Below are 26,336 nucleotides of genomic sequence, written 5' to 3'. Positions count from 1 at the left end.
TGATGCTTTTATTATCGGTATCATAAATCTTCGTGAGCAATTATTTTTCGTTATACGATTTTTTTATTATTACTGAATTTTTGAGAGGAGAAATTAAATGTCAGTTAAGAAGAAAACGCAAGTACGCACCGGCAAAATGGTACGTGAACTAATGTTAGCAGACGAAGATGTAAATGCTTCGCTAATTATGGTATATAGTGAAAACGGTGTAAACGCAGAAATTAAAATCGAGGGCTTAACGCCAAAATGTAACGAAGAATTATTTTTGAGCGGAAACGTGGATTGGAACAAGAGTGTTATTTATAAAATTGTTGATTTCACTGGGAACGCTGAAGTTGGTAAAGTTACATTAACAGCGATGAACAAAAACAATGTTTCTCTAGAAGTTGAACGCGTTATGTGGAGCAAAGAGAATAAAGAAGCTGCTGAGCAAGAAGAAACTGTTGTAGAAGCTACTCCGAAAAAAGAAGTAGTTGTAGAAGCTCCAAAAGCAGTTACACCGGCTCCAAAACCTGTTACGCGAGTAGAAACACCTGCAGCACCTAAACCTACTCCGGTACCAACGCCGAAGCCAGTAAGTGTAGAAGCTGCTGTGGAATTATCTACTCCAGCACCTGTGAAAAAAGCAGTACCTACTCCAGTTACAAAGCAAGAGACAGCACCGGTCGCGCCTGCAAAACCGAAGCAACCTGCTTTGACTGAAACAAATACAAAACTACAAGAAAATTATGTGAAACTCGTGAAAAAGACAATTGAAGTTTGTCAAGATTACGAGCTTGGCATCGACATAGATGATTCTATTGAAGGATTAAAAAAAGAACTACAAAGCCAAGGTATTAGCGTTACATTTGACAAAGAAATTATGGACGTTGTAAATCGCCTTCGTTCTTTACAAGATAAAGGAATCAAAGTAGAAAAAGTACTTAATTTACTATAAAAAAATAAGAGGTGGCAATTGCCGCCTCTTATTTTTTATAGTTCCATTCCTTACTTTCATACTTCTCTTTTGCTAATGTTTGCACTTCATGTAATTGTTCTTCTGTTAATTCATATGGAACAAGTTCTACATCTAATCCTCTTTCAAACCCAACCTCAAACGCTTTAATTAACTGATCGATTGTAAACGTACGGTCTGTTAATTCATTAATTGCTACTGCTTTAGAAGAGAACATACTCTTCATACGCTCTTTTACACGTTCATTCGGGAATAAAAACAGATCATATAACTCATCTAAATCTATTTCTAACGGAATCGATCCGTGCTGTAAAATTACACCTTTTTGACGTGTTTGAGCACTACCTGCGATTTTTCTTCCTTCTACTACAATTTCATACCAAGATGGCGCATCAAAACATACGCCTGAACGTGGATTTTTTAAATTTTCACGGTCTGCTTCTGTTTTTGGAACTGCATAATAAGCTTCTAATCCTAATGCTTTAAAACCGTCTAGTAAACCTTGCGAAATAATACGATACGCTTCTGTAACTGTTTTTGGCATATTTGGATGATCTTCAGACACAATAACACTGTACGTTAATTCTTTATCATGTAGCACACCCCTGCCGCCTGTTTGACGACGAACGAATCCGTATTTCTTTTCGTTAACTACATCCATATTAATATCTTTTTCAACACGCTGGAAATACCCAACTGTTAATGTTGGTACTTCCCATTCATAAAAACGAATGGTTGGTGGCATTTTCTTTTCACTTTGCCAATTTAATAAACATTCATCTAACGCCATATTAAATGCCGGTGAACATTGACCAGAGTTAATATAACACCATTTTTCTTTTCCCATCCTGCACCTCATATAACCAATTATTTTTCACATTCTCTAGTCTACCAAATTCGACAAAATTTGTGAAAGAATACGAAATTTCTTCTTATATGCAAATGAATCTGTTGCATAAATACATACGGGCATTATAATATTGAAAGTAGGATAAGAAAAAAGGGAGCGATAGAACCGTGTCAACAACTTGGATTATTTTATTAGCCGTAATCGTAGCGTTCATCGGCTACACTGTATGGATGTATTTCTATCAGAGAAAATTAATTAAAACACTTTCAGAAGAAGAGTTTCGCGCTGGCTACCGTAAAGCACAGCTTATCGATATTCGCGAAGCAGACGAATATACTGCAGGGCATATTTTAGGCGCACGTAACATTCCGTTATCACAAATTCGCCTTCGTCATAAAGAACTTCGTAAAGATCAACCAGTTTACTTATACTGCCAAAGCGGATTCCGTACTGGTCGTGCGGCTCAATACTTAAAGAAACAAGGCTACAAAGATTTCTACCAATTACAAGGTGGATTCAAAACGTGGACTGGAAAAATTAAAAAGAAATAATAACATACAAAAACTAGCTGAATGATTCAGCTAGTTTTTTCATTCCATATTATTCGCAATGTATAATAAATTTTGTTTAATCACATCTTTGTCATTCTCTTGTGCATTACGATACAAAATCTGATATTCAAGTCCTTTCTCTTTCCATATAAGCGTAGCAAACTCGTCTCCTCGCTCGGAATCATCCTTATTTTTAAAATAAGCGAACGCCCCATTATTCAATTTCATTTGTTCTTGAAATCGCTTCTCTTCCACGAAATCCGGAAAACTATAAGGAAAGTTCGCAACATTTAGCTCAATGTACTCATTTCTCCCCGGCTCCCGCTGTTTATATTTAATCATGACAACAGCCTTCTTCTTTCCAATCGTTCTGACTTCCCCCTTCACATCACTCGTAATGTCATACGGTAAAAACGACGGAACTTTAAATTTCACTGGAAAATATTTTGGAAGCTCCTTCAGCGGAATTGGATCCGTAACACGATCTATAGTTCCTCCTGTTGTTCCCACAAAGTGCTTTTCTTCTTGCATCGTTTGCTGAAACGAACACGAACTAAGCACGAAACTAGAAAACACGAAACAAATGATTCTTTTTTTCAATTTGTTTCCGCCCTTTCATACCGCTCTCTTAACGAACGAAGCGTTTATATGCTCTTCATATTCGCTTCGCTACCAAACTCCACCTTTGAAAACTTTCCACGTTATTCTCACACATTTTGACAAAACTTCTTTTATAGACGCAAAAAAGACCTCTATCATTCTCACGCCCAAATAAAAAGGTTACGCGAATAAAAAGAAGCCTTATTCATACCATAGTTTGTGAAAAGCTTTTCAGGTCAAGATTTTTTCATTCTTATTATTTTCCCTTTATAATAAGTGGAAGAGGTGATACATATGGCCAATATAAAACAAATTGCAAAAACTGCTGGTGTATCCATATCAACTGTTTCCCGCGTTCTTAATAATCACCCTTACGTAAAAGAAGAAAAGCGTAAGCGTGTTCTAGATGCTGTTGAAGAATTGAACTATGCAAAAAATATAAATGCTATTCATTTAATAAAGGGAAAAACATATACAATCGGGGTTATGCTCCCTTTCATTAATCTTCCATACTTCAGTACCATTATTGAAGGAATCGGAAACAAAGCGTTAGCAGCTGGATATCACATTAATTTATGTCAAACAAATTACGATAGCCTCGAAGAGATTCGTGTTCTTGAAATGATGAAAATGAAACAATTCGATGGAATGATTATTTGCTCTCGAACGAGTTCTTGGGAACAAATTGAACCTTTCGCAAAATTTGCCCCTATTATTTCATGTGAAAAGATAAAGCATCCCCTCATTTCATCCGTCTACGTAGATCACTATGAAGGCTTCCGTCTCGGCACTGCCTATTTACTCAGTAAAGGCCATGAAAAAATCGGAATCTGTTTAGCAAGAAAAACGAGTGCAAATTCTATGGAGCGCGAAAAAGCATTTGCTGATACGCTGCATAACGAAGGTAAAACGGTACATCCAGATTGGATTTTTCATCAATGCTATACGATGCAGGATGGTGCAAAAATACTTCATCGCATTTTAAACATGAAAAATCGCCCAACCGCTATTTTTACAGCGAACGATCAAGTTGCAGCTGGTTTATTAACAGAGGCGCGAAAACATGGCATTCGAGTCCCTGAAGAACTTGCTATCCTTGGATTTGATAATCATGAAATTTCAAAGGCGTTAGAAATTTCCACAATTGAACACCCCGGTCTCGCAATGGGCTCACATGCTTTTTCTTTATTCCATAAACAAATCCAAAGCGAGCAAATTGCCGGGAAGGCAGAAGAGCTTTCATTCCATTTAATTGAGCGAGATACTGTCTAAAAAAAGAGCGTTACCTGTAGCGCTCTTTTTCAGCTCTTCACCTATTGACTTTATATTTTCCATCTCATATAATGAACCTAACGAACGGTAGGTAGGGGATGAAAATGACAGCAAACCGCATTAAAGCTGTAGCACTTTCTCATTTCGCACGCTACGGCTATGAAGGAACTTCATTGGCAAATATTGCTCAAGAAGTTGGGATTAAAAAACCATCGATTTACGCACACTTTAAAGGAAAAGAAGAGCTATATTTTATATGTTTAGAATCTGCTCTTCAAAAAGATTTACAGAGCTTCACAGACGATATCGAAAAATTTTCAAATTCGTCTACTGAAGAATTGCTCTTACAGTTACTAAAGGGCTACGCAAAACGATTTGGTGAAAGTGAAGAATCAATGTTTTGGTTACGAACTTCTTATTTTCCGCCTGATGCATTCCGCGTACAAATTATCGAAAAAGCGAATGCACACATTGAAAACGTCGGAAAACTTTTATTCCCTATATTTAAACAGGCAAACGAGCAAAGTGAGCTGCATAACATTGAAGTAGAAGACGCTCTAGAAGCTTTTCTATGCTTACTAGACGGACTTATGGTTGAACTACTATTCGCAGGTTTAAATCGCTTTGAGACTCGTTTAAACGCCTCTTGGCAAGTATTTTGGCGAGGCCTTTCAAACTGACGGATTGCTCCTTTGCAATGCGTCGTTTTTAAGCCCTTTACCTAACGACTGGTAGGAAGGAGAAATGACATATGGCATGGATTTATGTAATCTTAGCTGGTATTATTGAAATCTTTTGGGTAATTGGACTAAAACACGCGGAGGCACCACTTGAATGGGCTGGCGTTGCGTTATTAATTACAATTAGTTTCGTTTTATTATTCAGAGCTTATAAAGATTTACCTGTCGGCACTGTATACGCCGTCTTTACAGGAATTGGAGCTGGTGGGATCGTTCTTACAGAAATTTTCATCTTCGGAGAACCTTTCTCTATTGTAAAAGTTTTATTAATCGGCTTAATCTTCTTCGGCGTAATTGGTTTAAAACGAGTAACAGAAGAAAAAGAAGCGAAGGAGGCCGCATAAAATGGCTTGGGTATTTTTAATTCTAGCTGGTATTTGTGAAATTATTGGTGTACTCTTTATGAAAGTAGCCACTGAAAAGAAAGGCTGGGCACCAAAAGTTATTTTGATCGCTAACTTCGGCGTAAGCTTCTTCTTCTTATCCCTTGCGATGAACACGTTACCGATGGGAACTGCTTACGCGATTTGGACTGGAATCGGAACTGCCGGAAGCGCGCTTCTAGGCATTCTTATTTTCCGCGAATCAGCGGATTGGCGTCGTCTTGCCTTCTTAAGTTGCATTCTATGCGGCGCTGTTGGCTTAAAACTATTAAGCTAACGTGAGGTGAATGTCATGTGGAAAGAAAAAGGGAAGCAACTGTTAGCATGGATTACGCTTGGGACTGTCATTCTACTGCAAATTAGTTTTCATATAATAGAATGGTTGTTTCATAAAATAGTATCCATTCTCACATTCCTTCCTAACATGACACTTGAAATGATATCAATTGTTTGGTCCATCATTGCCTCCATTGCAATCGTCATTATATGGAGTATCGCCAAGCTATGGAATAAATTATTTAAAAAGGACAGTTACTCTGAAAAAGAGTAACTGTCCTTTTTTATATTCATTCAGACTTTCTGTAGAAGTTTGATACGATAAGACAAAGTAGACCAACTATGACAATACTTATACCAACTCCTTTATGTAAATTAGGAAATGGTGATGGTATATCTGAGTAAAAATTTGCTAATATGAGACCGATTGAAAATAGAAATATCCCTATTCTATATAACCATTTTCTTTTATTCATCATTCTCCCCCTAACATTTTTCATACACTCCTTTCTTTTGGACATACTACCTAAAAAAGGAGTGGATAATATGCAAAATTCTATACATAAGCAGATCCTATTTTTATTTTTCCTCTTTCTCATTCTCGTTATCATTTTCAGCTTTATATTACATACTCCAAAAGATGTTGTACCAAACAGCCTCTCTGTTTATAAACTCTTACTTTCATATTGTCGTTATTGAAGAAGGTGCCTTATATAAGGCACCTTTTAAAATTCTCTCTTCTCATACAACTTCACTGAAACGAAGACAGATACTATGAACATGCATATTGAACTAACAAATAACACACTGTTATATAGTTGAATTTGTTCTAGGTTGATTCCAAAGAAAATAGAAGAAATAGCCATAGGTGCTATTAGTATAAAAATCGCAATAAAAATAGTTTTTTTATATGCTAACCAAAACGATATTGGTAAAACAAAGCTTAAATACATTAAAATAAAGCTAATACTAGCAACCATTGTCGTTTCAATAAATCCAAATAGGTTAACCCCATTCTTCATTCCCATCGTGAAACAACCGACCGTTACGCTTATAAAAAGAATAATAATTGCTACTATATATTTCGCATACACAATTTGTTTTCTCAATATTGGTAAACTATTTACTATAACTTCACTCTCATTTTTACTATCTGCTTCAAATGTTTTTACTGTTGCCCCAATTGTAAAAATTACTGACATAATTATGAACAGATTTTCCGTATCTGTTACGGCCATATAAAAGAAAACAGGATACAGTATGTACCAAATTAAAAATTTCCATTGCACGATAAAGTCTTTTATTATAAGTTGCTTCACAATTGCTCCCTCCTTATAAATCACGTTCATTGTACAAATGAATTGAGAAAAACATAGACATAACATATAAAAGAAGGAGTCCTGCTATAAAACAAATATTTACGACTAGACTCATGTTCCAAGCATTCTCTACATCTAACCATACGTTACTTACAATCAATCCACTTAAATACCCAAATGCAATTCCGATGAAAGGAGCAATTTGTTTTGCACTACTATATCCTACTGAAAATTCGATTGGGAGTACAATCATGCTATAAACCAATCCTCCCGTTATTCCGCCAAGAATCTCTCCCCATAGCATAAATACAGTTATATGTTCATTTTGTAACTGAATTAAACCAACTACAAGTGAGAAAATCCCACCTAAAACAACTAAAATACTTACAAATATGTATTTTGCTATGACAATTTCTTTACGCTCAAACGGCAAACTATTTACTATCATCTCACTTTTATTTTTCCCCTCATAACTCATTGACAGTACCATACCAAGAAAAGGTATAGATACACTAATCGTCATAAGGAAACTATCACTACGAAAATCAACAATAGCAAGGAAAAACAAACATATAAGATAAACAAATCCTAACTTTCTTTGCAACACTATATCTTTTAAGACTAATTGCTTGATCATGTTTTACCCTCCTAATATGAAAATGTCCCTTCTATAACTCTGCCTCCTGAAACATTTTCATTGAGAGAAACATTGATATGACTATACTTACTAACACTCCGATACCAAGAAAACTCATTGCTAGTGTAGCCTCTTGAGAGTGGAGTACTTTTAACATAATTATTTCATCACCAAAAATATTGTACATAAGACCAATCATACCCATTAAAGGAAAAATCATAATCACATTCAAGACAGTAATAGCTCTATATCCTCCAATGTAATTAGTAGGTATCGTTACTACACAATAAATCAAAGTTGCTACTATTGCTGAAAATATTGCATATCCAGGAATAACTATATCTCTGTTCAACAAAATATTTCCTAGTATTACGACTATAGAAGTTATGCTCAAACCGACTATAATAAATAATGTGCTTGAAATATATTTAGCTATAACTATCTCCTTTCTCATTATAGGCAAACTCACTAATACTTTTTCTGTTTTACTTTTCTCGTCATAATAAAAAGAAATATATATAATCGTACTACATGTTATAAATAATCCTATTGCAATCCCCATCGGTTCTACGGAATTTCTAAAAACAGATAAAATAGGTATTAAAAAATAGAAAGGAAACATCTTCTTCTGTAAGAAAAACTCCTTCAAAATCAACTTTTGCATATGAATTCCCCTCTCTATAAATCACGCGTTTCATAAATTTTAATTGTAAGAAACATAGAAGCGATATAGACACTAGCTAATATAATTCCTCCAACTATAAATACACCGATATGCACTGGATTCATAATCCACTCAATGAATGAAGGTGTTGTTTCATTCAGCCGATCACTAATAAATATCCAAAGTATCCCCCCAACTAGTATTGAAGCTGCTGCTATTATACTTATTACCGCCTTCGATTTTACAACATAATAAATAGGGAAAAAGGTGACCATCCAAAATACGGCGTAAACAATTCCATTTATTACTTCATACCATGCAATCTCAATATAAAGTTTAGGATAGTATGCACCGATATCACCAATAACAGCGATACACCTTATAAAAAAAACAACTAGCATAGTGGAAAACATGCCCCCTACAATGAATATTGCACAGGAAATATATCTAGCAATTATGATATCCTTTCTACTTAACGGTAAACTATTCATAATAATTTCACTTGTATTCCGTTCATCTATTACAATTAATATCGTAACTGAGGAAAGAGTTATAAATAAACAACTCATAGGAAACAGCATTCCATCACCGGGTTCAAACAAAAAGAATATAAAGGGTATAGTAAGATACACTGGCCATATCCCCCGAAAAAAGAACAAATCTTTATATACGAGCTGACGCATAAGCACCTCTCCCTTTGGCGGTGTAAACGATGATATCGTCTAATGTAGGCTTTTCTAATACAACCTCATTTCCAAACCAATCGACAATCGCTTGTTTATCCTTCGCTAAACCTTCAAAACCAAATTTATTTTTTCGTAATCCAACAAATAGCTCTTTTCCTTCTCGGTCTAATAAATCGTTACTTCCTTTTACGATTACGTAGTTCTCCATTAATTCATCTTTCTCACCAGTAAATATAATTTCGCCATCGTTGATAAACGTAATATAATCTGCGATGCGCTCTAAATCTGTTGTAATGTGCGTTGAGAATAATACGGATACTTCATCTTCCATTACAATTTCTTGCAAAATATCAAGTAATTCACTTCGAACAACTGGATCTAATCCTGCTGTCGGTTCATCCATAATGATAAACTCTGCGTGATGTGAAAGTGCGATAGCAATCGCAAATTTCATTTTCATCCCTTTTGATAGTTCTTTAATTTTTTTATACTTCGGAACTTGCAGTCTATGCATATACGATTGATACTGCTCTTCGTCCCACTTTTTATATAACGGTGCAATAATACGTTTCATTTGTTCACACGTTAAATCTTCGTAATAATGATTTTCATCATATACAAAACCAATATTTTGTTTTATCTCCTTTTCAGCTTTCTTATTGTCCTTGCCAAAAATTTTTATATCGCCGCTATCTTTTCGAATTAAGTTCATAATCATTTTAATCGTCGTACTTTTCCCTGCGCCATTCGGTCCGACAAATCCCATAATATATCCGCGTGGCAGTGTAAAACTTATATTTTTCACTGCAAAATCTTGATAACTTTTACAAACATTTTTTAGCTCTAACATCTCTTATTCCCCCTCATATAAACACGCAATCATCTGCTGTAAATCTTCAAGTGAAAGCTGCAACGCTTTACTTTCATTTACAATCTCTTCCGCTTTACTTTCCAATAGACGCAGCCTTTGTTCTTTTAGCAGTTCATTATTTTTACGTGAAACATAAGTCCCCTTCCCAGCAACAGTTTCTATATATCCTTCTTTTTCAAGCTCCTCGTACGCACGCTTCGTTGTAATTACACTAATTTGTAATTCCTTCGCTAAGCTACGAATAGACGGTAATTGGTCTCCACCCTTTAAACCACCATTTAAAATAAGCTGGCTTAATTGTTTTCTTATTTGTACATAAATAGGGTCTTGGGAAGAATTCGAAATAATAATATTCATGTTTTCCTCCAGTGTGTATATACTGTGTATACCTTATATATACAGTATATACACACCATCCTATTTTTGGCAAGAAAAAAAGACCAACATTTTCCTGTTGGTCTTTCGTATATGTATCACTTTTCAAAGCGATCTAACATCTCATCTCTCATTCCGAAACTCACTACCGCAATTCCTACATACATAAACAGAAGGAACGCTGGATGAACTGTGTTGTACCAAGTGCTATCAACAATTAAATAAATCGTTAATGCTACAACAAGAACAAACGCTAAGATAAACATATAAAAGTGTCTTGTACTACCCATAATAAACTCCTCTCTTCTCTCGTCACCATTCAACAGTATATTGTATCGAATAATTCGATATGACTCAAGGTTAACTTTCTGTTATGTAATCAAGTTCCACCTTTACAATGTCCTCACATGCTATTGAAATGATTGTTCCTTGCTTATCAATTGCAGTCACTTCTCTATTATCCATTACACGATGTGCTACTCTTTCTAATACTTTTCCTTGATCTCGATAACAAAATTCTTTTACATCTTTAATCGTTTTTCCGTTTTCTAAATGGTATATCATTCTATAACACCGATATCCCACATTTTCACCCCCAACTTGCTCGTTTTTTCACATATACATAAAAATGAGTCATTCCTATCTCATTGCATCTTCTTAATTTCAATAAAATTCTAACAAAAATAAATACTTTTATCAAACCGACTTTTTCAACAAAATCACCTATGAAACTACTTCTTTACACCATTATGAAACAAAAAATATAAAATTTTAACATTTTCTTCACTAGTTCTGCATAAAGTGAAACTTTAATCAGCCCACAAATCGTGGGACAAATTCTCCATACAAAAAAAGAACCCGCATATAGCGAGTTCTTCCTTTGTTATGCTAATCAAACTTGTACAGGAGCTAGCTTTTCATAACGTAAAACTGGTTTACGAGCAGCCAATGTTTCATCCAAACGTTTAATTACCGTTGTATGTGGCGCTTCTTGTACAACTTCTGGATTTTCTTCTACTTCTTTAGCAATTTGAATCATCTTATCAATGAAACCATCTAATGTTTCTTTTGATTCTGTTTCTGTCGGCTCAATCATAATACATTCTTCCACATTTAATGGGAAGTAAATTGTCGGTGGATGGTAACCGAAATCAAGCAGGCGTTTTGCGATATCTAATGTACGTACACCAAGTTTCTTTTGGCGACGACCTGATAATACAAACTCATGCTTACAATGTCTATCGAACGGAAGATCATAGAATGGTGCTAATCTTCTCATCATATAGTTCGCATTTAATACCGCATACTCCGTTACTGCACGTAGTCCATCTGGACCCATAGAACGAATGTATGTGTATGCACGAACGTTAATTCCGAAGTTACCATAGAATGGTTTTACGCGTCCAATTGCTTCTGGACGATCATAGTTAAAGTGATAGCCATTTTCCGTTTTCTCTAAAATTGGTTTTGGTAAGTACGGAATTAAATCAGCTTTCACACCTACTGGACCCGAACCTGGGCCACCGCCGCCGTGAGGACCTGTAAATGTTTTATGAAGGTTTAAATGCACAACGTCAAATCCCATATCTCCTGGGCGCGCTTGGCTTAATACCGCATTTAAGTTTGCACCATCATAGTATAATTTACCGCCTGCGTTATGGACGATTTCTGCCATTTCTAAAATATTTTCTTCGAATAGACCTAATGTATTAGGATTTGTTAACATAAGTGCTGCTGTTTCTTCGTTTACAACACGTTTTAAATCTTCTAAGTCAACAAGACCATGTTCATTTGATTTTACTGTAATTGTTTCAAAACCAGCTACAGTTGCAGATGCTGGATTCGTTCCGTGAGCAGAGTCAGGAACAATTACTTTCGTACGGTTAAAGTCACCATTTGCTTCATGGTATGCACGAATTAACATTAAACCTGTCCATTCTCCGTGTGCACCCGCTGCTGGTTGCAATGTAACAGTATCCATACCTGTAATCTCAATTAAGTGCTCTTGTAAGTCGTACATTAATTCCATTGCACCTTGTACTGTCTTTTCATCTTGTAATGGATGAATATTTGCAAATCCTGCGAAACGAGCTACATTCTCATTAATTTTCGGATTATATTTCATCGTACAAGATCCAAGTGGATAGAATCCAGAATCTACACCGTGGTTACGGTTTGAAAGTGCTGTATAGTGGCGCATAATGTCAAGTTCAGATACTTCTGGTAGCTCTGCATCTTCTACTCGAATATAATCGCTCTCAAACACATCTTCTAGTTTCACTTCTTCTACATCTAATTTTGGTAGGCTATATCCTATGCGTCCTTCTTTACTCACTTCAAAGATAAGTGCTTGGTCTTGGTTCTTCATTGGATAGCCCCCATTTCGTTTACAAGTGTGTCAATTTCCTCTTTTGTACGAAGCTCAGTTACTGCTACAAGCATATGGTTCTCATGCTCTTTATAATCACGGCCTAGGTCGTAACCGCCGATAATATTCTTTTGTAATAATGCATCGTTTACTTCTTTCACTGGACGCTTGCAATCTACAACAAACTCATTGAAGAATGGTCCAGCAAATGTTACAGTGAAGCCTTTCGCTTCAAATTGACGTTTTGCATATTGTGCTTTAGAAATGTTTTGACGTGCCATTTCTTTCACACCTTGTTTACCAAGTGCCGTCATTGCAACTGATGCTGCTAATGCATTTAACGCTTGGTTTGAACAAATGTTAGACGTCGCTTTATCACGGCGAATATGCTGTTCACGTGCTTGTAACGTTAATACAAATCCACGTTTACCATCTGAATCTACAGTTTGTCCAACAAGACGTCCTGGAATTTTACGCATAAATGCTTTCGTTGTTGCAAAGTAACCACAGTGTGGTCCACCAAACTGCGTTGGAATACCAAATGGTTGTGCATCACCGATTACAACATCAGCACCAAATTTTCCTGGTGGTGTTAATGCGCCTAATGATAATGGATTTGAAGAAACGATAAATAATGATTTTTGTTGATGAACGATTTTTTCAATATCAGCTAATTTTTCAACTTGTCCGAAGAAATTTGGATATTGAACGATTACACAAGCAACTGTATCATCTACTTCACTTTGTAATACGTCTAAATCTGTTACACCATCTTTATGATTAATTTCAACAACTTCAAGATGTTGACCTTTTGCATACGTTTCAAGTACTGCTCTTGATTCTGGATGAACTGCACTAGATACAAGAATTTTCTTTTTGCGAGTATGGCCAGCTGCTAGCATTGCTGCTTCAGCTAAAGCTGTACCTCCGTCGTACATAGAAGAGTTTGCTACATCCATTCCTGTTAATTCACAAATCATTGTTTGGAATTCAAAGATCGCTTGTAATTCCCCTTGTGAAATTTCTGGTTGGTATGGCGTGTAAGCTGTATAAAATTCTGAGCGAGAGATAACGTGATCTACAATTACTGGAGCGTAATGATCGTATACACCTGCTCCTAAGAAAGAAGCGTATTCTTTTAAGTTAGCATTTTTACTAGCCATTTGAGTTAACTCTTTTAAAAGCTCTGGCTCTGATTTTGCTTCTTTAATTTTTAAATCCCCTTTAAAACGAACACTCTCTGGAATATCAGAGAATAACTCATCGACCGTTTGAACGCCGATCGTTTGTAACATTTCTTTTTTGTCTTCTTCTGTCATTGGAAGATAACGATGCAACATGAAATCTACCCCTCTCCCCGTTACTTTGAACGTTTATAAAATGGTGTTGGAACAACTACTGCTTTGACGCGTTTATTACGAATTTCAATTTCTACTTCTGTATCAACTGCTGCGTATTTTACATCAATTAGTGCTAAACCAATGCTTTTCTTTAACGTTGGAGATTGTGTACCACTCGTTACTTCCCCGATTTTTTCTTCTCCAATAAATACAGGGTAATGCGTACGAGGAATTCCACGTTCGATTACTTCGATGCCGACTAATTTACGAGGCGCACCGTTTTCTTTTTGCTCTTTTAACGTTTCTTTTCCAAAGAAGTCTGCTTCTTTATTTGGTTTTACCGCAAAGCCGATGCCAGCTTCAATCGGTGTAATATCTTTTGATAATTCTTGACCATAAAGTGGTAATGTTGCTTCGAAGCGAAGTGTATCGCGAGCACCTAAACCACATGCTTTTAAGCCTTCTTCTGCTCCAACTTCAAGAAGTTTCTCCCAAAGTTTTGCAGCATCTTCACTCTTACAGTAAATTTCAAATCCATCTTCACCTGTGTAACCTGTACGAGATACAAGTGCTGGAATTCCATCTACAAGAATATCGTTTTTAAATTTAAAGAACTTAATTTCTTTCAAATCTTCTGACACAACTTTTTGTAAAATGCCTTCTGCTTTTGGACCTTGAATTGCAAGCTGTGCAACTTCACTAGAAACATTGACTACTGTTGCATCGCCAATTACATGGCTAGCTAACCATTCGTAATCTTTCTCGATATTTGATGCATTGATTACTAATAAATAGTCTTCTTCACCACGTTTGTAGATTAATAAATCATCTACTGTACCACCATTTTCGTAGCACATAGCTGTATATTGTGCGCCTCCTACCTTTAAGGTAGAAACGTCATTTGTAACAACACGTTGTAAAAATGCTAAACTATCTACACCTTTTACCTCAACTTCTCCCATATGAGACACATCGAACAAACCTGCAGCCGTACGTACAGCTTCATGTTCTTCTTTAATGCTTGAAAATTGAACTGGTAATTCCCAACCACCGAAGTCGATTGTTTTTCCACCATACTTCGCGTATACATCAAATAACGGTGTACGTTGTAATGTAATCATGCTCTCTCCCCCTTATGCTTTGACAAATCAATAAAAGTTGCTCGCCATATCTAAACATTTTCACTCTGAAAAGATAGGATATACGGAATCTCATTATATTTTTTTATGAAAGCGTAAATAAAAAATCACTTTCTTGGATAAAATACGAAAGATTCCACACATTTCACACCATTATCCTAACATTATTCGCTATATTTCATCAATATTCTAGCATAAAAAATAATTTAGAATTTTTCATTCTTAATCTTATTAAATACAATTTTCAAAATTTAGCCCTTTATCTTTTCCTATTCTTTAACTTTCAGCAAGTGTAATAGAGCCTTATTACAAGGCTTATATAATAAAGATTTTTTAATAATTACTTTAGTTTATAAAAGGTGGGAGAGTCGTAATGAATGTCGATATTTCCGTAGATCGAACGTGGCAAAACAATTTTTTAAATAGAATTAACGAAGATGGTCCTTGGACAAACTGGGATTTATATCATTTAGCTTATAAAACAGAAAAATCGTTACTTGTTCCTACTTTCGATGGATTACAAGCACCGAAGCATTTATCTCATTTCACACCACTTCCTCATCAATTAGAAGTCGCTCAAAATGTCATTGAACAAATGAATGGTAAAGCGATACTAGCAGATGAAGTGGGACTTGGGAAAACGATTGAAGCTGGGCTTATTTTAAAAGAATATATGGTCCGCGGTCTTGTGAAAAAAGTACTTATACTCGTCCCTGCCTCTCTCGTATCACAATGGGCATACGAATTAAATACAAAGTTTTTTATTCCAGCTGTAGCCCAAAAGAAAAGCTACTCGTGGGAACAAGCCGATGTGATTGTATCATCAATTGATACTGCAAAACGTTCACCGCATCGCGATATCGTTTTGAACCTAGAATATGACCTTATTATTATCGATGAAGCACATAAACTTAAAAATAATAAAACAAAAAACTATGAATTTGCACAACGATTAAAAAAGAAATTTTGTTTATTATTAACCGCTACGCCTGTTCAAAATAAGATCGATGAAATTTTTAACCTTGTATCTTTATTAAAGCCAGGACATTTAGGCAATCAATCCAACTTTGAAGAATATTACGCTTCAAAAAATCGTTCCGCCGAATCTGATGAAGATTTAAAAGCTCTTATTAACAAAGTGATGGTCCGAAATCGACGTCATAATACCGGAATTGATTGGCCAAAAAGACATGTACGTACAATTTTTGTTGAGTTTAATGAAGAAGAGCAAGCTTTGTATAATGGTATTGAAAATTGGCGAGGACAAGATGCCTTCACATCTGCTTTCTCATCGTTAACTTTAAAACGGGAAGCGTGTAGTAGTCGTGAAGCTGTTTACTACTCATTAAAAAAACATGTGGAAAAAAGGCAGAAAGAAAATGAGCATTACATAAAGGACCCACATATTGATGTGCTAATGGACAAAATTAATCATATTCCTTTCAACTCAAAAGCGAATAAAGCTCTTGAGCTTATAAAAGAAATTGACGATAAAGTCATTATCTTCACTGAATATAGAGCTTCACAAATGTATTTACAATGGTTTTTACAACAACACGGTATTTCTTCCGTTCCATTCCGCGGCGGGTTTAAACGCGGGAAGAAAGATTGGATGAAGGAGCTTTTCCAAAACCACGCACAAGTATTAATTGCAACGGAAGCTGGTGGCGAAGGGATTAACTTACAGTTTTGTAGCCATATGATCAATTATGACTTGCCATGGAATCCAATGCGTCTTGAACAAAGAATCGGACGTATTCACCGTCTTGGTCAAAAGAATGATGTTCATATTTATAACTTAGCTACAAAACATACTGTTGAAGAACATATTTTGAAACTGTTATATGAAAAAATCAATTTATTTGAGCGTGTTATCGGAGAGCTTGATGAAATTTTAACGAGAATTAATATGAAAAACATCGACGCGCACATTCAAGAAATATTTGCGCAATCAAAAAGCGAAGGAGAAATCCGAATTAAGATGGAAAACTTAACATCTATTATCGACTTTGCGAAACGAAATGAAGCTGAGGTGCAAGGCTATGCAGCAACATGAAATTCATAATTACTTATACAATTTTTTTGAGGCGAATAACTGTGAAATTTTAGAACGTTCTCCTCATTTATTAGATGTGCAGTTAACAATTGAGATGGATAAATTATTAATGAATCGCCCTTTTTATTGGCACTATCTCGAGAAAACAGGAGGCATACCGAATCCGATGCGCCTTACTCTTGTTACGAATCCAGAAAATGAAGAAAGCGATGGTGAACTGATTCACTACGGTTCCCCACGCCTTCATCAAATTTTCCAAACGACAAAAGAATTAGGCTCTTACATACGTTTATATGAGGAAGTACGGCATAGCGGAGCGACACATACACCGCTCCATCCGTGGCTCGGTGTAAATATTAAAGTTTCCTATCAATGTGATCGAAAAAAGGACATCCTTCACTCGATTGGTATTCATCTCATTTCTGGCACAATGATTGCAAACTTTCATGAAACATTAACGAAAATTAAACTTACACCGAAAATACCTGACTTTTGTTTTACGCTCTCACCTATCATTAAACCGCAAAGCGGTTTACAACGTATAGAGGACGCTTTAAAAAATATTATTGCAGAAGATGACCATACGTGGGCGAAAGAAGCAAGAGTGCGCTGGAATCATGATTTAGACCTTTTAAATCGTTTTTATGAAGAAAGTGATGAACTTCCCGAAAGCTATGAAATTGAAAAACAAGCACTACAAGAACAATACGAGCCACGTATTACAGTGCAAATTATTAACGGTGGACTTTTTTATGTTACCGCAAATCATTTTCTATCTTAAAAAGCCCCTTCTGTTTTAGAAGGAGCTTTTTTTGAGTTATCCTCTATCGCCATTACGCTCTTGTTGTTTTTGCTTTGCCATACGTTTTTGATGCGCACGATCCTTTGCGCTCACATGATTAGCATCAGTTGGAAGATTTTCTTTTGAACGACCAATTCCATTGCTCATCTTTATCACTCCTTTTTATATCTTTCAAAATACATCCTTATTTTCAGCTAGAGATACAATCCTTATACAAAAAAATAAGAGCAGCCATTGGCTACTCTTACTCACTCACATATTTTTGAAACATATCATGGATGCCTTTATTTACAAGGTTCGAGATCTGCTCGTCAGATTTATTCGGATAACGATCACGCAATCTGATAGATGCCTTCACCATTAAATTTTCTAATACAGAACGGCCACCTTCTCCATAAATAATTTCAGCATACTTAACAAGCCTTCCATCCTCTACTGTTGCTGGATTATGATTGAAGAAAAATTTACTCATTGTCTCCACCTCTCTATTTTGATAACGTTTACATTTATATAGATTATTTATGTTATTTATTTCACAATATTGTATGCATGTATATTTAATTAGTTTCATTATAAAGCAACATATCGATAGTAAATATGTGATTTTCCGTCCATTTTGTGAACAAACCAAAAAATGAAAGCGTTTCCTTTATTATATACTAAAAAAACTTACTACGCTAGGGGCAATTTTTTTAATCTACTAATCCCTCAAAAATTAATATATTTTTTCTTTTCCTATTAAACTTTATACAATTTTCAGAAATTATATTATAAAATATATGTATGACTTAAGGAGGATTTATATGAATCAAAATAAAAAAGCTATATTAGATCTTGTCTTTTATCTCGTAATCCCATTCCTCATTTGGAAATTTGCAAAACCTTATATCGATCCTTATTACGCGATGTTACTTTCCTCTGTTCCGGGGATTATTTATACACTGTATACCTTTAAAAAAGAAAAACAGTTTAACGTAACAGGATTCTTTATTTTAATTACACTCATTTCTAATACAACAGTAGACCTATTATCTGGATCAGCTGAACGAATGTTGTGGAACGATGCGTATTATCACATCGTACTCGGTATTATCGTCATATGTACCATTTTTATAAAAAAACCACTTATGTTATATTTCGCAGCAGATATTGCCGCATTGCAAGGCCATGACCGTGATAAAAGTCGTGAACTGTATCGTGATAGTCGGATCTATCCAGCACTACAATATTTAACGCTATTTTTCGGGCTACAATTTATATTAAAAAGCTTCTTAAAAATTTATTTCATCTCTGTTTTCGGTGTAGATGGCTATGGTGAAATGAGAGCGATTATGACCGCTGTTGGGTGGGGCATTTCCATTTGTATCGGAATAGGATTCGTATGGGTTAACAATAAAATACATGCCGTTACAGAAGAAAAAGAATCTGTACAGTAAATAAAAAATCCCCTAGTAGTATGATGCTACTAGGGGATTTTCATTTTGCTACACATATTACGAAATCGTTAACTTGATTTTTTTCTTTTATCTTTTACGTTTCGATAAAACAAAGCAGCACTAAGCGGCATAACACCAAACCATTTATTCATAAATGGCTCTTTTTCAGCACGACGTTGTTCTTTCTTTTGTTTACGATCTTCTTTTGGAGCATCCATATACGACACAAACTGCTGCGTCACAAAGCGAACATAATCATTAGTAGACATATTATCATCACCTCTACTTGATTAGTATGTCCACTTTTTTATTCATTAATCTTTTCTTTTAACTCATTCATAATCTGTTTTACCGATTTATTCGTCGTATCAATATGTATATGAGCCTCTTCATAATGAGCTCGGCGCGATTCAAATTTTGCCACAAATGCCTCTATATCTTTCTTCTGAAATAGTGGACGTGTCGTATCTTCACGAAGTCTTTCTGCAATTACATGTGGATCACAATATAAATACACGACAGTTCCATTTTCCTTCATCCACTTTCGGTTTTCCTCTCGCTCGATGATTCCACCACCAGTTGTAATAATTACATTACAACTCGGTAGTGAACGTAACATTTCACTTTCATATTCCCGAAAAGCGATTTCGCCTTCTTCGGCAAAAATATCACGAATTGCCTTCTCCTGATTCTCTTCAATTTTTTGGTCTGTATCGACAACATCCATATGAAGTTCTTTACTTAACGCTTTTCCAATTGTTGTTTTCCCAGCTCCCATATAACCGGTTATGTATATAGATTTCATGTTCGTTCCTCTCAATCATTCGTTATTATTTGTTATTATAACGAATGATTCCATTATTTAATAAAAAAACGTTTTGTTCTTCTTATACAATGAAGAACAAAACGTCTCATACACGCCTTTACTTATAAGCGCCTCTTCTCACCCACTGCGTTGCAATCCATTTTTCACCTTTCGTTACAGGTGCCCCTCCATGTAACGTCAGCTCATTTAATGATTGGTCTTGATAAAAATACTCAAAGTATACTGCCATTCCCTTTCTAGGGTGTACAGAAAGATTTAATTTCGGAAAGAACGTTTCTCCGCCTTCTTCTACATCATTTAAATACATGACAAGCGTACTAATACGATTATTAGCAGCTGATCTACTATGTTCTGCAAAATAATCATAATGCGCTTTATACTGTTGATCCACTTCATAATTTAAAATGTGCAATCCTTCTCCATGCGACACAGGAACATTCATGATAGATGAAATTCGTTTTTCAATCTTCGCAGTAAGTTCATTATCGTCCAAAAATGCACCACTACTCGTTCGAATATCATTTACATCACGTGATGAACCAACTTTAGAACGCTTTATTTTACTTTTAGACAATTCAATCAATTCTCCACATTCTTCATCACTTAATACATTTCCTAACACGACAATAAGAGGTTCTTCGAATTTTGAAATAATGTGTATTTCCCTATCTTCTGTCATAATTGCATTTCCTTTATGATCAAAAATAGTTTGTTCCTTATTTTCACCTATTTGATTGTTATTTATCATTTCCCTATTCTCCCTAAAAAAATATGTTTGGATAGCTTGAATATATCATATTCTTTCTACCTTTCTCTTTTTTGAGAAAATTTAAACTTTCAATTGTTTTATTTATCCATTTCCTTTTAAAAAACAACCTATTACAAAATGAGAAATTATGGTTTTCGTCCGTATATTTCACAGACTATCCTTCTATCCAATCGAATATTTTTTCATCCTTTTTTCTATACCAAAAACTTACTTTATACAAAATTTCCTGTTTAATTTTGCACTGCAACGAAACGAGTATATCATCGTTTTCAAAGACGTAATTTCCACTTGCTTCGCCTTTTTCATATTGAAAGAAAAAAGTATCTTCCTTTTCTTTTTGCTGTAAGTCTTTTTTTATATTTGTAATTGATCGATTTAGTAGTTCTTCCAGTACAAACTTTTGCTCTATTTCAATATAAAATTTTTTATCTATAAGCAACATATTCGTTTCGTATACAAAGAACGAAGTTAATAATACAAGAAAAATGATTGTTCCTGGCATCGTAAATCCAGCTTGTTTTCTCATGTATTTATTTCCATTTCGCTATACCTGACAGCTACACCTTCATATATTTTCCCACTCATATCTTTCACATTTATAAAGAGCAAATGAGGTGTTACTTCATACGAAACCATTTCAACATTTTGTAATATAACTTCTCTTCCGCGCATATTCACTTTTCTTATAAGATGATTATTCAATTTTTCATACGTCACTTCATCTCCAGTACGAAGACGGAAGCGCAAAAGATTATCTTTATTTTCAGGGACTATTTTTTCTACAAAAGATACTTCACGAAACTCTAACTGTACTTGTCCTATAAACACATCCCATTCCCAATTATTTAATCCTTTCAATTGTTTGTTTTCTATTCCGATAAAGTTTAAACGTGGCAAGAGTAAAAAGAACAGTGATAACAGAAAAAAACATACGATCATTTCTATTAATGTAAATCCAACTTCTAATTTGTTTTTTCTCCTGCATAAAAGCATTGTTCCATCATTCTTCCTTTCACATCTTTCCACATAGCACAAACTTCATTTCCTCCCCAATATGTGTAATATACATTTCCATTTATGACTTTTTCTTTCTGTTGTTTCGCCTCATTTTCATACATATATAAAGCTGCTTCCCTTTTTAATAATACAAATGCATTATAACGCATCTGTATATTCTTTCGTTCTTGCATAATTAATACTGTTTGCGGAAGTAGTAAAGATACCGCCATCATTACTATACTTAATGCTACAAGCATCTCAGCCATCACTGACCCTTTTTGACATTTCACGATACGTAAATCTCCCTCTTCCAAGCTGAAATACAACCTCATATTTATAACTTCGATACGAAAGTAAAATTGTACCACCTCTATTAATATTTCCACTCGGATTATATGTCATCGGATTGGGAAAAGTATTCAAATCAATTTGTATATCGCTATCATATTCTCTTTTAATGATAGCAAGATTCGTACTCGATTCCCCTATATAGTACATATGTCTATCTTTATACCATCGTAATGTATAATGTTTTTGACGGTTTATCGCTAATTGTTGCATATACAAAATATCATTTGAAAACTGCCTCAAAAATTGTTCGATTTTCCGTTTTTCATATAACGAATGTACATTGTAATACATGACCATACTTAGCACAGAAATTGCAAAGAGAACGAGTAGCATTTCTAAAAGAGTAAAACCTTTTTGTTTCACAGTTTCCCAGTTGTTACTGTGCCATCATTTGAAATATGAATGGATTCACCATTCGGACACTTATCAGATGTAATATATTTTTCATCCCTTAGCTCTTTTAGCGAAGGAATTTTATTATGTTGTAAATGGTATGCTTGTATTTGCGCTTCTATAGATTTCACATAGGCTTTACATCCTTTTCCTTCGACGGATGAACGCTGTGTAACTACATTCGGAATAATTAATAGTAATAGTACAGTTATAACGACCATAACTAATAACATTTCTAAAAGGGTAAATCCCTCCTCATTTTGCATGTAAATACCTCCTAAATAGAATTCATCATTTGAAACATTGGCATAATCATCGCTAAATACATAAGAACGACTATTCCTCCAATACACGTAAACAAAATCGGTTGAATGATCACTAACATACGTTTAACTTTTTGCTCCATCTTCTCCATGATAAGATCGCTATAGTCACCTAATTCAATTGCCAAATTACCATTTGCTTGTCCATGCGTAATAATATAAGATAGCTCTTCCTCGTAATATCCACTTTTTGCAATAATAGCTTGCAACGGTTCTCCCGCAATTAATTGGTGTTTAATTCGGCCCGCTTCATACTGAAAGAATGGATGATACTTTTGCTCCATCATTATTGTTATAGCCTCAAGTACCGATAGTCCTCCGTGTAATAAGCCGCTCAATTGAGTAGCCAAATAATGCGAATGCTTTAAAATAAGAAATGTTTTTATGAGGGGAATACGAAGCATAATTTTTATCTGCTTCATATGCGGGAGCTTCCGAAAGTAAACTATATATACACTACAGCCAATTAAGACGATAAAAATAGTGCTCATAATAAGATAGGGTAGCAGCTTAATTGCACTTAATATTTGTTCTGTAAGTAAAGGTGCTGTAGAACCAAACGAACTATATACCATGTCAACCTGCGGTAATAAAATGCGGTTAAAAACAAAAATCATGATTATTAAAAAGAACGCCAAAAACATAGGATACTGCATTATTTTCATCATATCTTTCCTATACTTATCCTTTTTATAAAGAAGTGAGCTCCCTTGTTGCAACGCAAAAGAAATATCACCATGTTGCTCGGCATAAAATAAATAGCTTAACATCTCCTGATGAAACTTTAATTGATGAAAAGAATCGTGTAGACTTTTTCCATCTTTTAACCCATCAATCATACGCTGCAATTGTACTTTCTTTTCTAAAGGTAATTGAAACTGTAAAAATTCTAATGCCTGCAAAAGGGAGTATCCTTTTTCTAATAGTTCTCCTAATCGTTTCAGTAATACTACTTGATCACTTAAACTCCATATTCTCTTAAACATACACATCCTCTTCTAAAAATCCTAAAGCGTATCCTTTTCGTAGCGAAGATTCTAATGTCTCATGCTCGTATGTGACACATTCCCCGTTTGCTTCTTTAATCGCTTGTTTTAACTCATATCCATATAACAACTCATAAATACTCGCTTGTCTTACTTGCCTCATTGATTTACATAAAGTTGAGCACTTTCTTTGGCAAAACGGACACTTCAATTCGACAAGTCGCTGTGCAGCTATAGCCAATAAAGATTGTTCAATCTCTTGCCTTGTTATGCCAAAGTCCATAAACCGAAGTATCGCTCCTTTCGCATCATTCGTATGCAATGTCGTCATTACTAAATGTCCAGTCAAACTTGCTCTTATAGCAATTTTCGCTGTTTCTTCATCACGAATTTCACCGACTAAAATAATATCTGGATCATGGCGTAAAATAGCCTTCAGTCCCGCCTCATATGTGATACCTGCTTTTTCATTTATTTGAATTTGTAATACATCGTCATTTCTTTTTTCAACTGGATCTTCTAGTGTAACGATGCGACGTGTTTTCTTTTTTCTAATTACCTCTAATAATGCATACATTGTTGTTGTCTTTCCTGAACCAGTCGGTCCCGTAAAGACGAGTAACCCATGTGAATAATGCAAAAAAGAAAGTAGTTTCTTCGCTGTACTTGGAAATAACGAAAGATGAGATAACGGCTGAATAGATGCTTGTAAATGAAGACGAATAACGAGACTTTCTTGATATACGGTTGGAAGCGTGGAAAGGCGCAAATATACTTCTTGTCCATCCATTTGTAAATACAATGAACCATTTTGTGGCTTCCGCCTCTCCCCTATATCCATGGATGCTAAAAATTTAAAGTGTGAAACAAGTTTTTCTCCAAATTCCTTTTCAATGTATTGTTTCGTCATTAAATCTTTTCCTATACGTAGTTGAACCGCTACATCCTTCTTCCGGGGCACAATGTGTAAATCCGAAGCTTGTACCCTACACGCCTCTTTCAAAATCATATTCGCAAAGCTTTCAATTCCATTCATCATTTTTCCCTCCCCACTATGTATATAGCATGAAAAAAACCATCAGAAAAATCGGTATTTTTGTATTTTCACTAGAGCAAAAAGGGAAAATATGTTTGTGAAATTATGAACAATTTCCGAATTATTGTCTGAAATTACCTATATGGAAGTTTATCTGTATTATAATGTTATTATCTTGGATAAAGTGATAAAGGTGGAGATCCTCATGGAACAAGCTTTAAAAATTACTGGTGTATTATCTGACCCAACTCGTTATTACATTTATAAATATATTTCTCAAAAACATAGTTACGTAACTGTACAAGAAATTGCAGATGAGTTTGCCATTCATCCAAACGTAGCACGTTTACATTTATCTAAATTAGAAGATGTTCATATGCTGAAATCGGAAACGAAAAAAACTGGAAAAGGCGGAAGACCAAGCAGATTATATGTATTATCTGAAGATGTGATTCAATTACAATTTCCATTCCGCGATTATCAATTGTTAGCAAGAATAGCATTTAATTCTTTACTTAGCCTTGGCGCCGCTGGTGAAAAAGCGCTATACGAAACAGGAAAACAATTCGGGGCCGAGTTAATGCAACAACATATGCAGCGTTTACATGTGAATGAAGATGCTTTAACAGTAGAGCAAAAAGTCCAAATTGCAAAAGAAGCTTTCTCAACAGCTGGTTTATCACCTGCATTTGAATTAAGTGCAGATGGAACGAAAATTTTCTACGATGTACACAATTGTCCATTTAAAGAGGTTGCTGTTCATCACCCAACTGAAATTTGTAATATGCACGGAGATATGATGAAAGGGATTTTTGAAATCCTATTCCCTAACACGGAATTAACTCGAAACGATAGTCTACTAGATGGATGTAAATCTTGTAATTATAAACTAACAATTTAATTTCTCATATAAAAAGAAGCCAATTATAATTGGCTTCTTTTTATATGAATGAATATTTACAATAGTAAGAAAAATAAACTATAATGAGGAGAGGTTTACTTTTTTTAGAAAAGGAGGGAGATGGCATGGAGCGCATGTTTCGCGTTCTCGGCTTTTGGACTGGAATTTTCTCGGTTATGTTTTACGTAGGGGATATGCAACAGGCCGCACTACTATTTTTAGGACAAACAGGTTTCTTCGTACTTTTAAGCTATTTAAATTTAACAGAGCGTATGTATATATACGTATTCGGGGCATATTTAACTGTTTTCTTCATAGGATTTACATACTACACGACGTTTTTACTTGTCCCTGGAGCTGGACATTAAAGATGGCATTTTGCCATCTTTTTTTTAATTCCGCAATTCCCTAGTTGACTTATAGGTTTTATTA

General features: G+C 35.0%; 38 protein-coding genes and 1 pseudogene. 13 read left to right on the top strand and 26 right to left on the bottom strand.

All coding sequences use genetic code 11. From position 1 onward, the window contains the following. Positions 1-97: 97 nt before the first annotated feature. Positions 98-937, top strand: coding sequence for a hypothetical protein (locus ABH961_RS11375; RefSeq protein WP_000111930.1), 840 nt, complete (start codon positions 98-100; stop codon positions 935-937). A gap of 28 nt (positions 938-965) precedes the next feature. Here the strand turns inward: ABH961_RS11375 and ABH961_RS11370 are convergent, their stop codons facing one another. Continuing rightward, the gene (locus ABH961_RS11370; protein ID WP_404519411.1) at positions 966-1,802 is read right to left on the bottom strand and encodes a lipoate--protein ligase family protein; all 837 of its coding nucleotides are present in this window, start codon (positions 1,800-1,802) and stop codon (positions 966-968) included. A 170-nt stretch (positions 1,803-1,972) separates the two neighbouring features. Between ABH961_RS11370 and ABH961_RS11365 the strand changes: the two genes are divergently transcribed. Beyond that, positions 1,973-2,356, top strand: a complete 384-nt coding sequence (locus ABH961_RS11365) for a rhodanese-like domain-containing protein (protein ID WP_000108656.1) — start codon at positions 1,973-1,975, stop codon at positions 2,354-2,356. Positions 2,357-2,395: 39 nt separating this feature from the next. Here the strand turns inward: ABH961_RS11365 and ABH961_RS11360 are convergent, their stop codons facing one another. Continuing rightward, positions 2,396-2,932 carry a DNA polymerase III subunit delta gene (locus tag ABH961_RS11360; protein WP_141519961.1) on the bottom strand — a complete coding sequence of 179 codons (537 nt, stop codon included), beginning with the start codon at positions 2,930-2,932 and terminating at the stop codon, positions 2,396-2,398. Positions 2,933-3,250: 318 nt separating this feature from the next. Here ABH961_RS11360 and ABH961_RS11355 point away from each other — a divergent pair, with 318 nt between their 5' ends. From ABH961_RS11355 to ABH961_RS11335, 5 genes are all read left to right on the top strand, one after another. Further along, positions 3,251-4,228: a LacI family DNA-binding transcriptional regulator gene (locus ABH961_RS11355; protein ID WP_098076674.1), complete on the top strand. Its 978-nt coding sequence runs from the start codon at positions 3,251-3,253 to the stop codon at positions 4,226-4,228. 98 nt (positions 4,229-4,326) lie between these two features. Next, positions 4,327-4,908, top strand: coding sequence for a TetR/AcrR family transcriptional regulator (locus ABH961_RS11350; protein WP_048546415.1), 582 nt, complete (start codon positions 4,327-4,329; stop codon positions 4,906-4,908). 71 nt (positions 4,909-4,979) lie between these two features. Next, on the top strand, positions 4,980-5,312 hold the full coding sequence (locus ABH961_RS11345) for a DMT family transporter (protein ID WP_000312348.1): 333 nt from the start codon (positions 4,980-4,982) through the stop codon (positions 5,310-5,312). Between the two features lies 1 nt (position 5,313). Continuing rightward, positions 5,314-5,628 (top strand): DMT family transporter, encoded by a 315-nt coding sequence (locus tag ABH961_RS11340; RefSeq protein ID WP_000312623.1) that lies wholly within the window; start codon positions 5,314-5,316, stop codon positions 5,626-5,628. Between the two features lie 15 nt (positions 5,629-5,643). Further along, positions 5,644-5,901: a DUF3975 family protein gene (locus ABH961_RS11335; protein WP_098076677.1), complete on the top strand. Its 258-nt coding sequence runs from the start codon at positions 5,644-5,646 to the stop codon at positions 5,899-5,901. A gap of 16 nt (positions 5,902-5,917) precedes the next feature. Here the strand turns inward: ABH961_RS11335 and ABH961_RS11330 are convergent, their stop codons facing one another. The 12 genes from ABH961_RS11330 to gcvT form a co-directional block, all read right to left on the bottom strand. Then, positions 5,918-6,106 (bottom strand): hypothetical protein, encoded by a 189-nt coding sequence (locus ABH961_RS11330; RefSeq protein WP_404519409.1) that lies wholly within the window; start codon positions 6,104-6,106, stop codon positions 5,918-5,920. A gap of 246 nt (positions 6,107-6,352) precedes the next feature. Further along, positions 6,353-6,949 (bottom strand): ABC-2 transporter permease, encoded by a 597-nt coding sequence (locus ABH961_RS11325; protein WP_048546478.1) that lies wholly within the window; start codon positions 6,947-6,949, stop codon positions 6,353-6,355. A 10-nt stretch (positions 6,950-6,959) separates the two neighbouring features. Further along, entirely contained in the window at positions 6,960-7,583 is a 624-nt protein-coding gene (locus tag ABH961_RS11320; RefSeq protein WP_404519408.1) for an ABC-2 transporter permease, read from the bottom strand. Between the two features lie 31 nt (positions 7,584-7,614). Further along, positions 7,615-8,247 carry an ABC-2 transporter permease gene (locus ABH961_RS11315; protein WP_098076686.1) on the bottom strand — a complete coding sequence of 211 codons (633 nt, stop codon included), beginning with the start codon at positions 8,245-8,247 and terminating at the stop codon, positions 7,615-7,617. Positions 8,248-8,261: 14 nt separating this feature from the next. Next, complete coding sequence (locus tag ABH961_RS11310; protein ID WP_098831468.1) at positions 8,262-8,930, bottom strand: ABC-2 transporter permease; 669 nt, start codon at positions 8,928-8,930, stop codon at positions 8,262-8,264. Further along, positions 8,911-9,783, bottom strand: coding sequence for an ABC transporter ATP-binding protein (locus ABH961_RS11305; RefSeq protein ID WP_098124029.1), 873 nt, complete (start codon positions 9,781-9,783; stop codon positions 8,911-8,913). The genes ABH961_RS11310 and ABH961_RS11305 overlap by 20 nt, the downstream gene beginning before the upstream one ends. Positions 9,784-9,786: 3 nt before the next feature. After that, positions 9,787-10,161, bottom strand: coding sequence for a GntR family transcriptional regulator (locus ABH961_RS11300; protein WP_001021351.1), 375 nt, complete (start codon positions 10,159-10,161; stop codon positions 9,787-9,789). Positions 10,162-10,277: 116 nt separating this feature from the next. Further along, complete coding sequence (locus ABH961_RS11295) at positions 10,278-10,469, bottom strand: hypothetical protein (protein WP_000535935.1); 192 nt, start codon at positions 10,467-10,469, stop codon at positions 10,278-10,280. Positions 10,470-10,539: 70 nt separating this feature from the next. Next, positions 10,540-10,743, bottom strand: coding sequence for a DUF3929 family protein (locus ABH961_RS11290; RefSeq protein ID WP_000639160.1), 204 nt, complete (start codon positions 10,741-10,743; stop codon positions 10,540-10,542). A gap of 328 nt (positions 10,744-11,071) precedes the next feature. Further along, complete coding sequence (gene gcvPB / locus ABH961_RS11285) at positions 11,072-12,547, bottom strand: aminomethyl-transferring glycine dehydrogenase subunit 2 (protein ID WP_000795689.1); 1,476 nt, start codon at positions 12,545-12,547, stop codon at positions 11,072-11,074. Continuing rightward, positions 12,544-13,887, bottom strand: coding sequence for an aminomethyl-transferring glycine dehydrogenase subunit 1 (gcvPA, locus tag ABH961_RS11280; protein ID WP_048546431.1), 1,344 nt, complete (start codon positions 13,885-13,887; stop codon positions 12,544-12,546). Before gcvPA ends, gcvPB begins: the two co-directional genes overlap by 4 nt. A 20-nt stretch (positions 13,888-13,907) precedes the next feature. Continuing rightward, on the bottom strand, positions 13,908-15,008 hold the full coding sequence (gcvT, locus tag ABH961_RS11275; RefSeq protein ID WP_000631766.1) for a glycine cleavage system aminomethyltransferase GcvT: 1,101 nt from the start codon (positions 15,006-15,008) through the stop codon (positions 13,908-13,910). Between the two features lie 391 nt (positions 15,009-15,399). Here gcvT and ABH961_RS11270 point away from each other — a divergent pair, with 391 nt between their 5' ends. Beyond that, a complete protein-coding gene (locus ABH961_RS11270) occupies positions 15,400-17,082 on the top strand; it encodes a DEAD/DEAH box helicase (RefSeq protein WP_001100048.1) in 1,683 nt (560 codons plus the stop codon). Continuing rightward, a complete protein-coding gene (locus ABH961_RS11265) occupies positions 17,069-17,863 on the top strand; it encodes a YqhG family protein (RefSeq protein ID WP_098047939.1) in 795 nt (264 codons plus the stop codon). The genes ABH961_RS11270 and ABH961_RS11265 overlap by 14 nt, the downstream gene beginning before the upstream one ends. A gap of 36 nt (positions 17,864-17,899) precedes the next feature. Here ABH961_RS11265 and ABH961_RS11260 read toward each other — a convergent pair whose 3' ends face one another. Next, positions 17,900-18,031, bottom strand: a complete 132-nt coding sequence (locus tag ABH961_RS11260) for a hypothetical protein (RefSeq protein ID WP_000064661.1) — start codon at positions 18,029-18,031, stop codon at positions 17,900-17,902. 97 nt (positions 18,032-18,128) lie between these two features. Then, positions 18,129-18,356, bottom strand: a complete 228-nt coding sequence (locus tag ABH961_RS11255; RefSeq protein ID WP_000032702.1) for a hypothetical protein — start codon at positions 18,354-18,356, stop codon at positions 18,129-18,131. A gap of 73 nt (positions 18,357-18,429) precedes the next feature. On the opposite strand from ABH961_RS11255, the pseudogene ABH961_RS11250 reads away from it, so the two are divergent. Both ABH961_RS11250 and ABH961_RS11245 read left to right on the top strand, forming a co-directional pair. Further along, positions 18,430-18,547, top strand: a pseudogene (locus ABH961_RS11250) (GTP pyrophosphokinase). Positions 18,548-18,687: 140 nt separating this feature from the next. Next, positions 18,688-19,320 (top strand): VC0807 family protein, encoded by a 633-nt coding sequence (locus ABH961_RS11245; RefSeq protein ID WP_001073110.1) that lies wholly within the window; start codon positions 18,688-18,690, stop codon positions 19,318-19,320. A 68-nt stretch (positions 19,321-19,388) separates the two neighbouring features. On the opposite strand, the gene ABH961_RS11240 is transcribed toward ABH961_RS11245, so the two are convergent. The 10 genes from ABH961_RS11240 to comGA all read right to left on the bottom strand — a co-directional run bounded on the left by ABH961_RS11240 (position 19,389) and on the right by comGA (position 25,003). Further along, positions 19,389-19,589, bottom strand: a complete 201-nt coding sequence (locus ABH961_RS11240; protein ID WP_000106080.1) for a YqzE family protein — start codon at positions 19,587-19,589, stop codon at positions 19,389-19,391. A 38-nt stretch (positions 19,590-19,627) separates the two neighbouring features. Next, complete coding sequence (locus tag ABH961_RS11235) at positions 19,628-20,125, bottom strand: shikimate kinase (RefSeq protein WP_098047940.1); 498 nt, start codon at positions 20,123-20,125, stop codon at positions 19,628-19,630. Positions 20,126-20,243: 118 nt separating this feature from the next. Continuing rightward, the gene (locus tag ABH961_RS11230; RefSeq protein WP_048546438.1) at positions 20,244-20,894 is read right to left on the bottom strand and encodes a 2OG-Fe(II) oxygenase; all 651 of its coding nucleotides are present in this window, start codon (positions 20,892-20,894) and stop codon (positions 20,244-20,246) included. 175 nt (positions 20,895-21,069) lie between these two features. After that, entirely contained in the window at positions 21,070-21,441 is a 372-nt protein-coding gene (gene comGG, locus ABH961_RS11225; protein ID WP_098076695.1) for a competence type IV pilus minor pilin ComGG, read from the bottom strand. Further along, the gene (gene comGF / locus ABH961_RS11220) at positions 21,438-21,908 is read right to left on the bottom strand and encodes a competence type IV pilus minor pilin ComGF (protein WP_404519530.1); all 471 of its coding nucleotides are present in this window, start codon (positions 21,906-21,908) and stop codon (positions 21,438-21,440) included. Before comGF ends, comGG begins: the two co-directional genes overlap by 4 nt. Next, positions 21,878-22,180: a competence type IV pilus minor pilin ComGE gene (comGE, locus tag ABH961_RS11215; protein WP_098088696.1), complete on the bottom strand. Its 303-nt coding sequence runs from the start codon at positions 22,178-22,180 to the stop codon at positions 21,878-21,880. Before comGE ends, comGF begins: the two co-directional genes overlap by 31 nt. Next, positions 22,173-22,628 (bottom strand): comG operon protein ComGD, encoded by a 456-nt coding sequence (gene comGD / locus ABH961_RS11210; RefSeq protein WP_098047944.1) that lies wholly within the window; start codon positions 22,626-22,628, stop codon positions 22,173-22,175. The genes comGE and comGD overlap by 8 nt, the downstream gene beginning before the upstream one ends. After that, positions 22,625-22,924 carry a competence type IV pilus major pilin ComGC gene (gene comGC, locus ABH961_RS11205; RefSeq protein ID WP_048546447.1) on the bottom strand — a complete coding sequence of 100 codons (300 nt, stop codon included), beginning with the start codon at positions 22,922-22,924 and terminating at the stop codon, positions 22,625-22,627. The genes comGD and comGC overlap by 4 nt, the downstream gene beginning before the upstream one ends. A gap of 11 nt (positions 22,925-22,935) precedes the next feature. Next, positions 22,936-23,967: a competence type IV pilus assembly protein ComGB gene (gene comGB, locus ABH961_RS11200; protein ID WP_098076701.1), complete on the bottom strand. Its 1,032-nt coding sequence runs from the start codon at positions 23,965-23,967 to the stop codon at positions 22,936-22,938. Next, positions 23,960-25,003, bottom strand: coding sequence for a competence protein ComGA (gene comGA, locus ABH961_RS11195; RefSeq protein WP_048546451.1), 1,044 nt, complete (start codon positions 25,001-25,003; stop codon positions 23,960-23,962). Before comGA ends, comGB begins: the two co-directional genes overlap by 8 nt. A 205-nt stretch (positions 25,004-25,208) precedes the next feature. Here comGA and ABH961_RS11190 point away from each other — a divergent pair, with 205 nt between their 5' ends. After that, on the top strand, positions 25,209-25,904 hold the full coding sequence (locus ABH961_RS11190) for a helix-turn-helix transcriptional regulator (protein WP_048546453.1): 696 nt from the start codon (positions 25,209-25,211) through the stop codon (positions 25,902-25,904). Between the two features lie 125 nt (positions 25,905-26,029). Continuing rightward, the gene (locus ABH961_RS11185) at positions 26,030-26,272 is read left to right on the top strand and encodes a DUF2626 domain-containing protein (protein ID WP_000440719.1); all 243 of its coding nucleotides are present in this window, start codon (positions 26,030-26,032) and stop codon (positions 26,270-26,272) included. Positions 26,273-26,336: the final 64 nt, after the last annotated feature.

This window comes from Bacillus sp. RC251 (assembly GCF_044908765.1).
Taxonomy (GTDB): domain Bacteria; phylum Bacillota; class Bacilli; order Bacillales; family Bacillaceae_G; genus Bacillus_A; species Bacillus_A wiedmannii.
The sequence above is the reverse complement of the archived record's forward strand: the minus strand, read 5'-3'. Positions and strand labels throughout refer to the sequence as shown.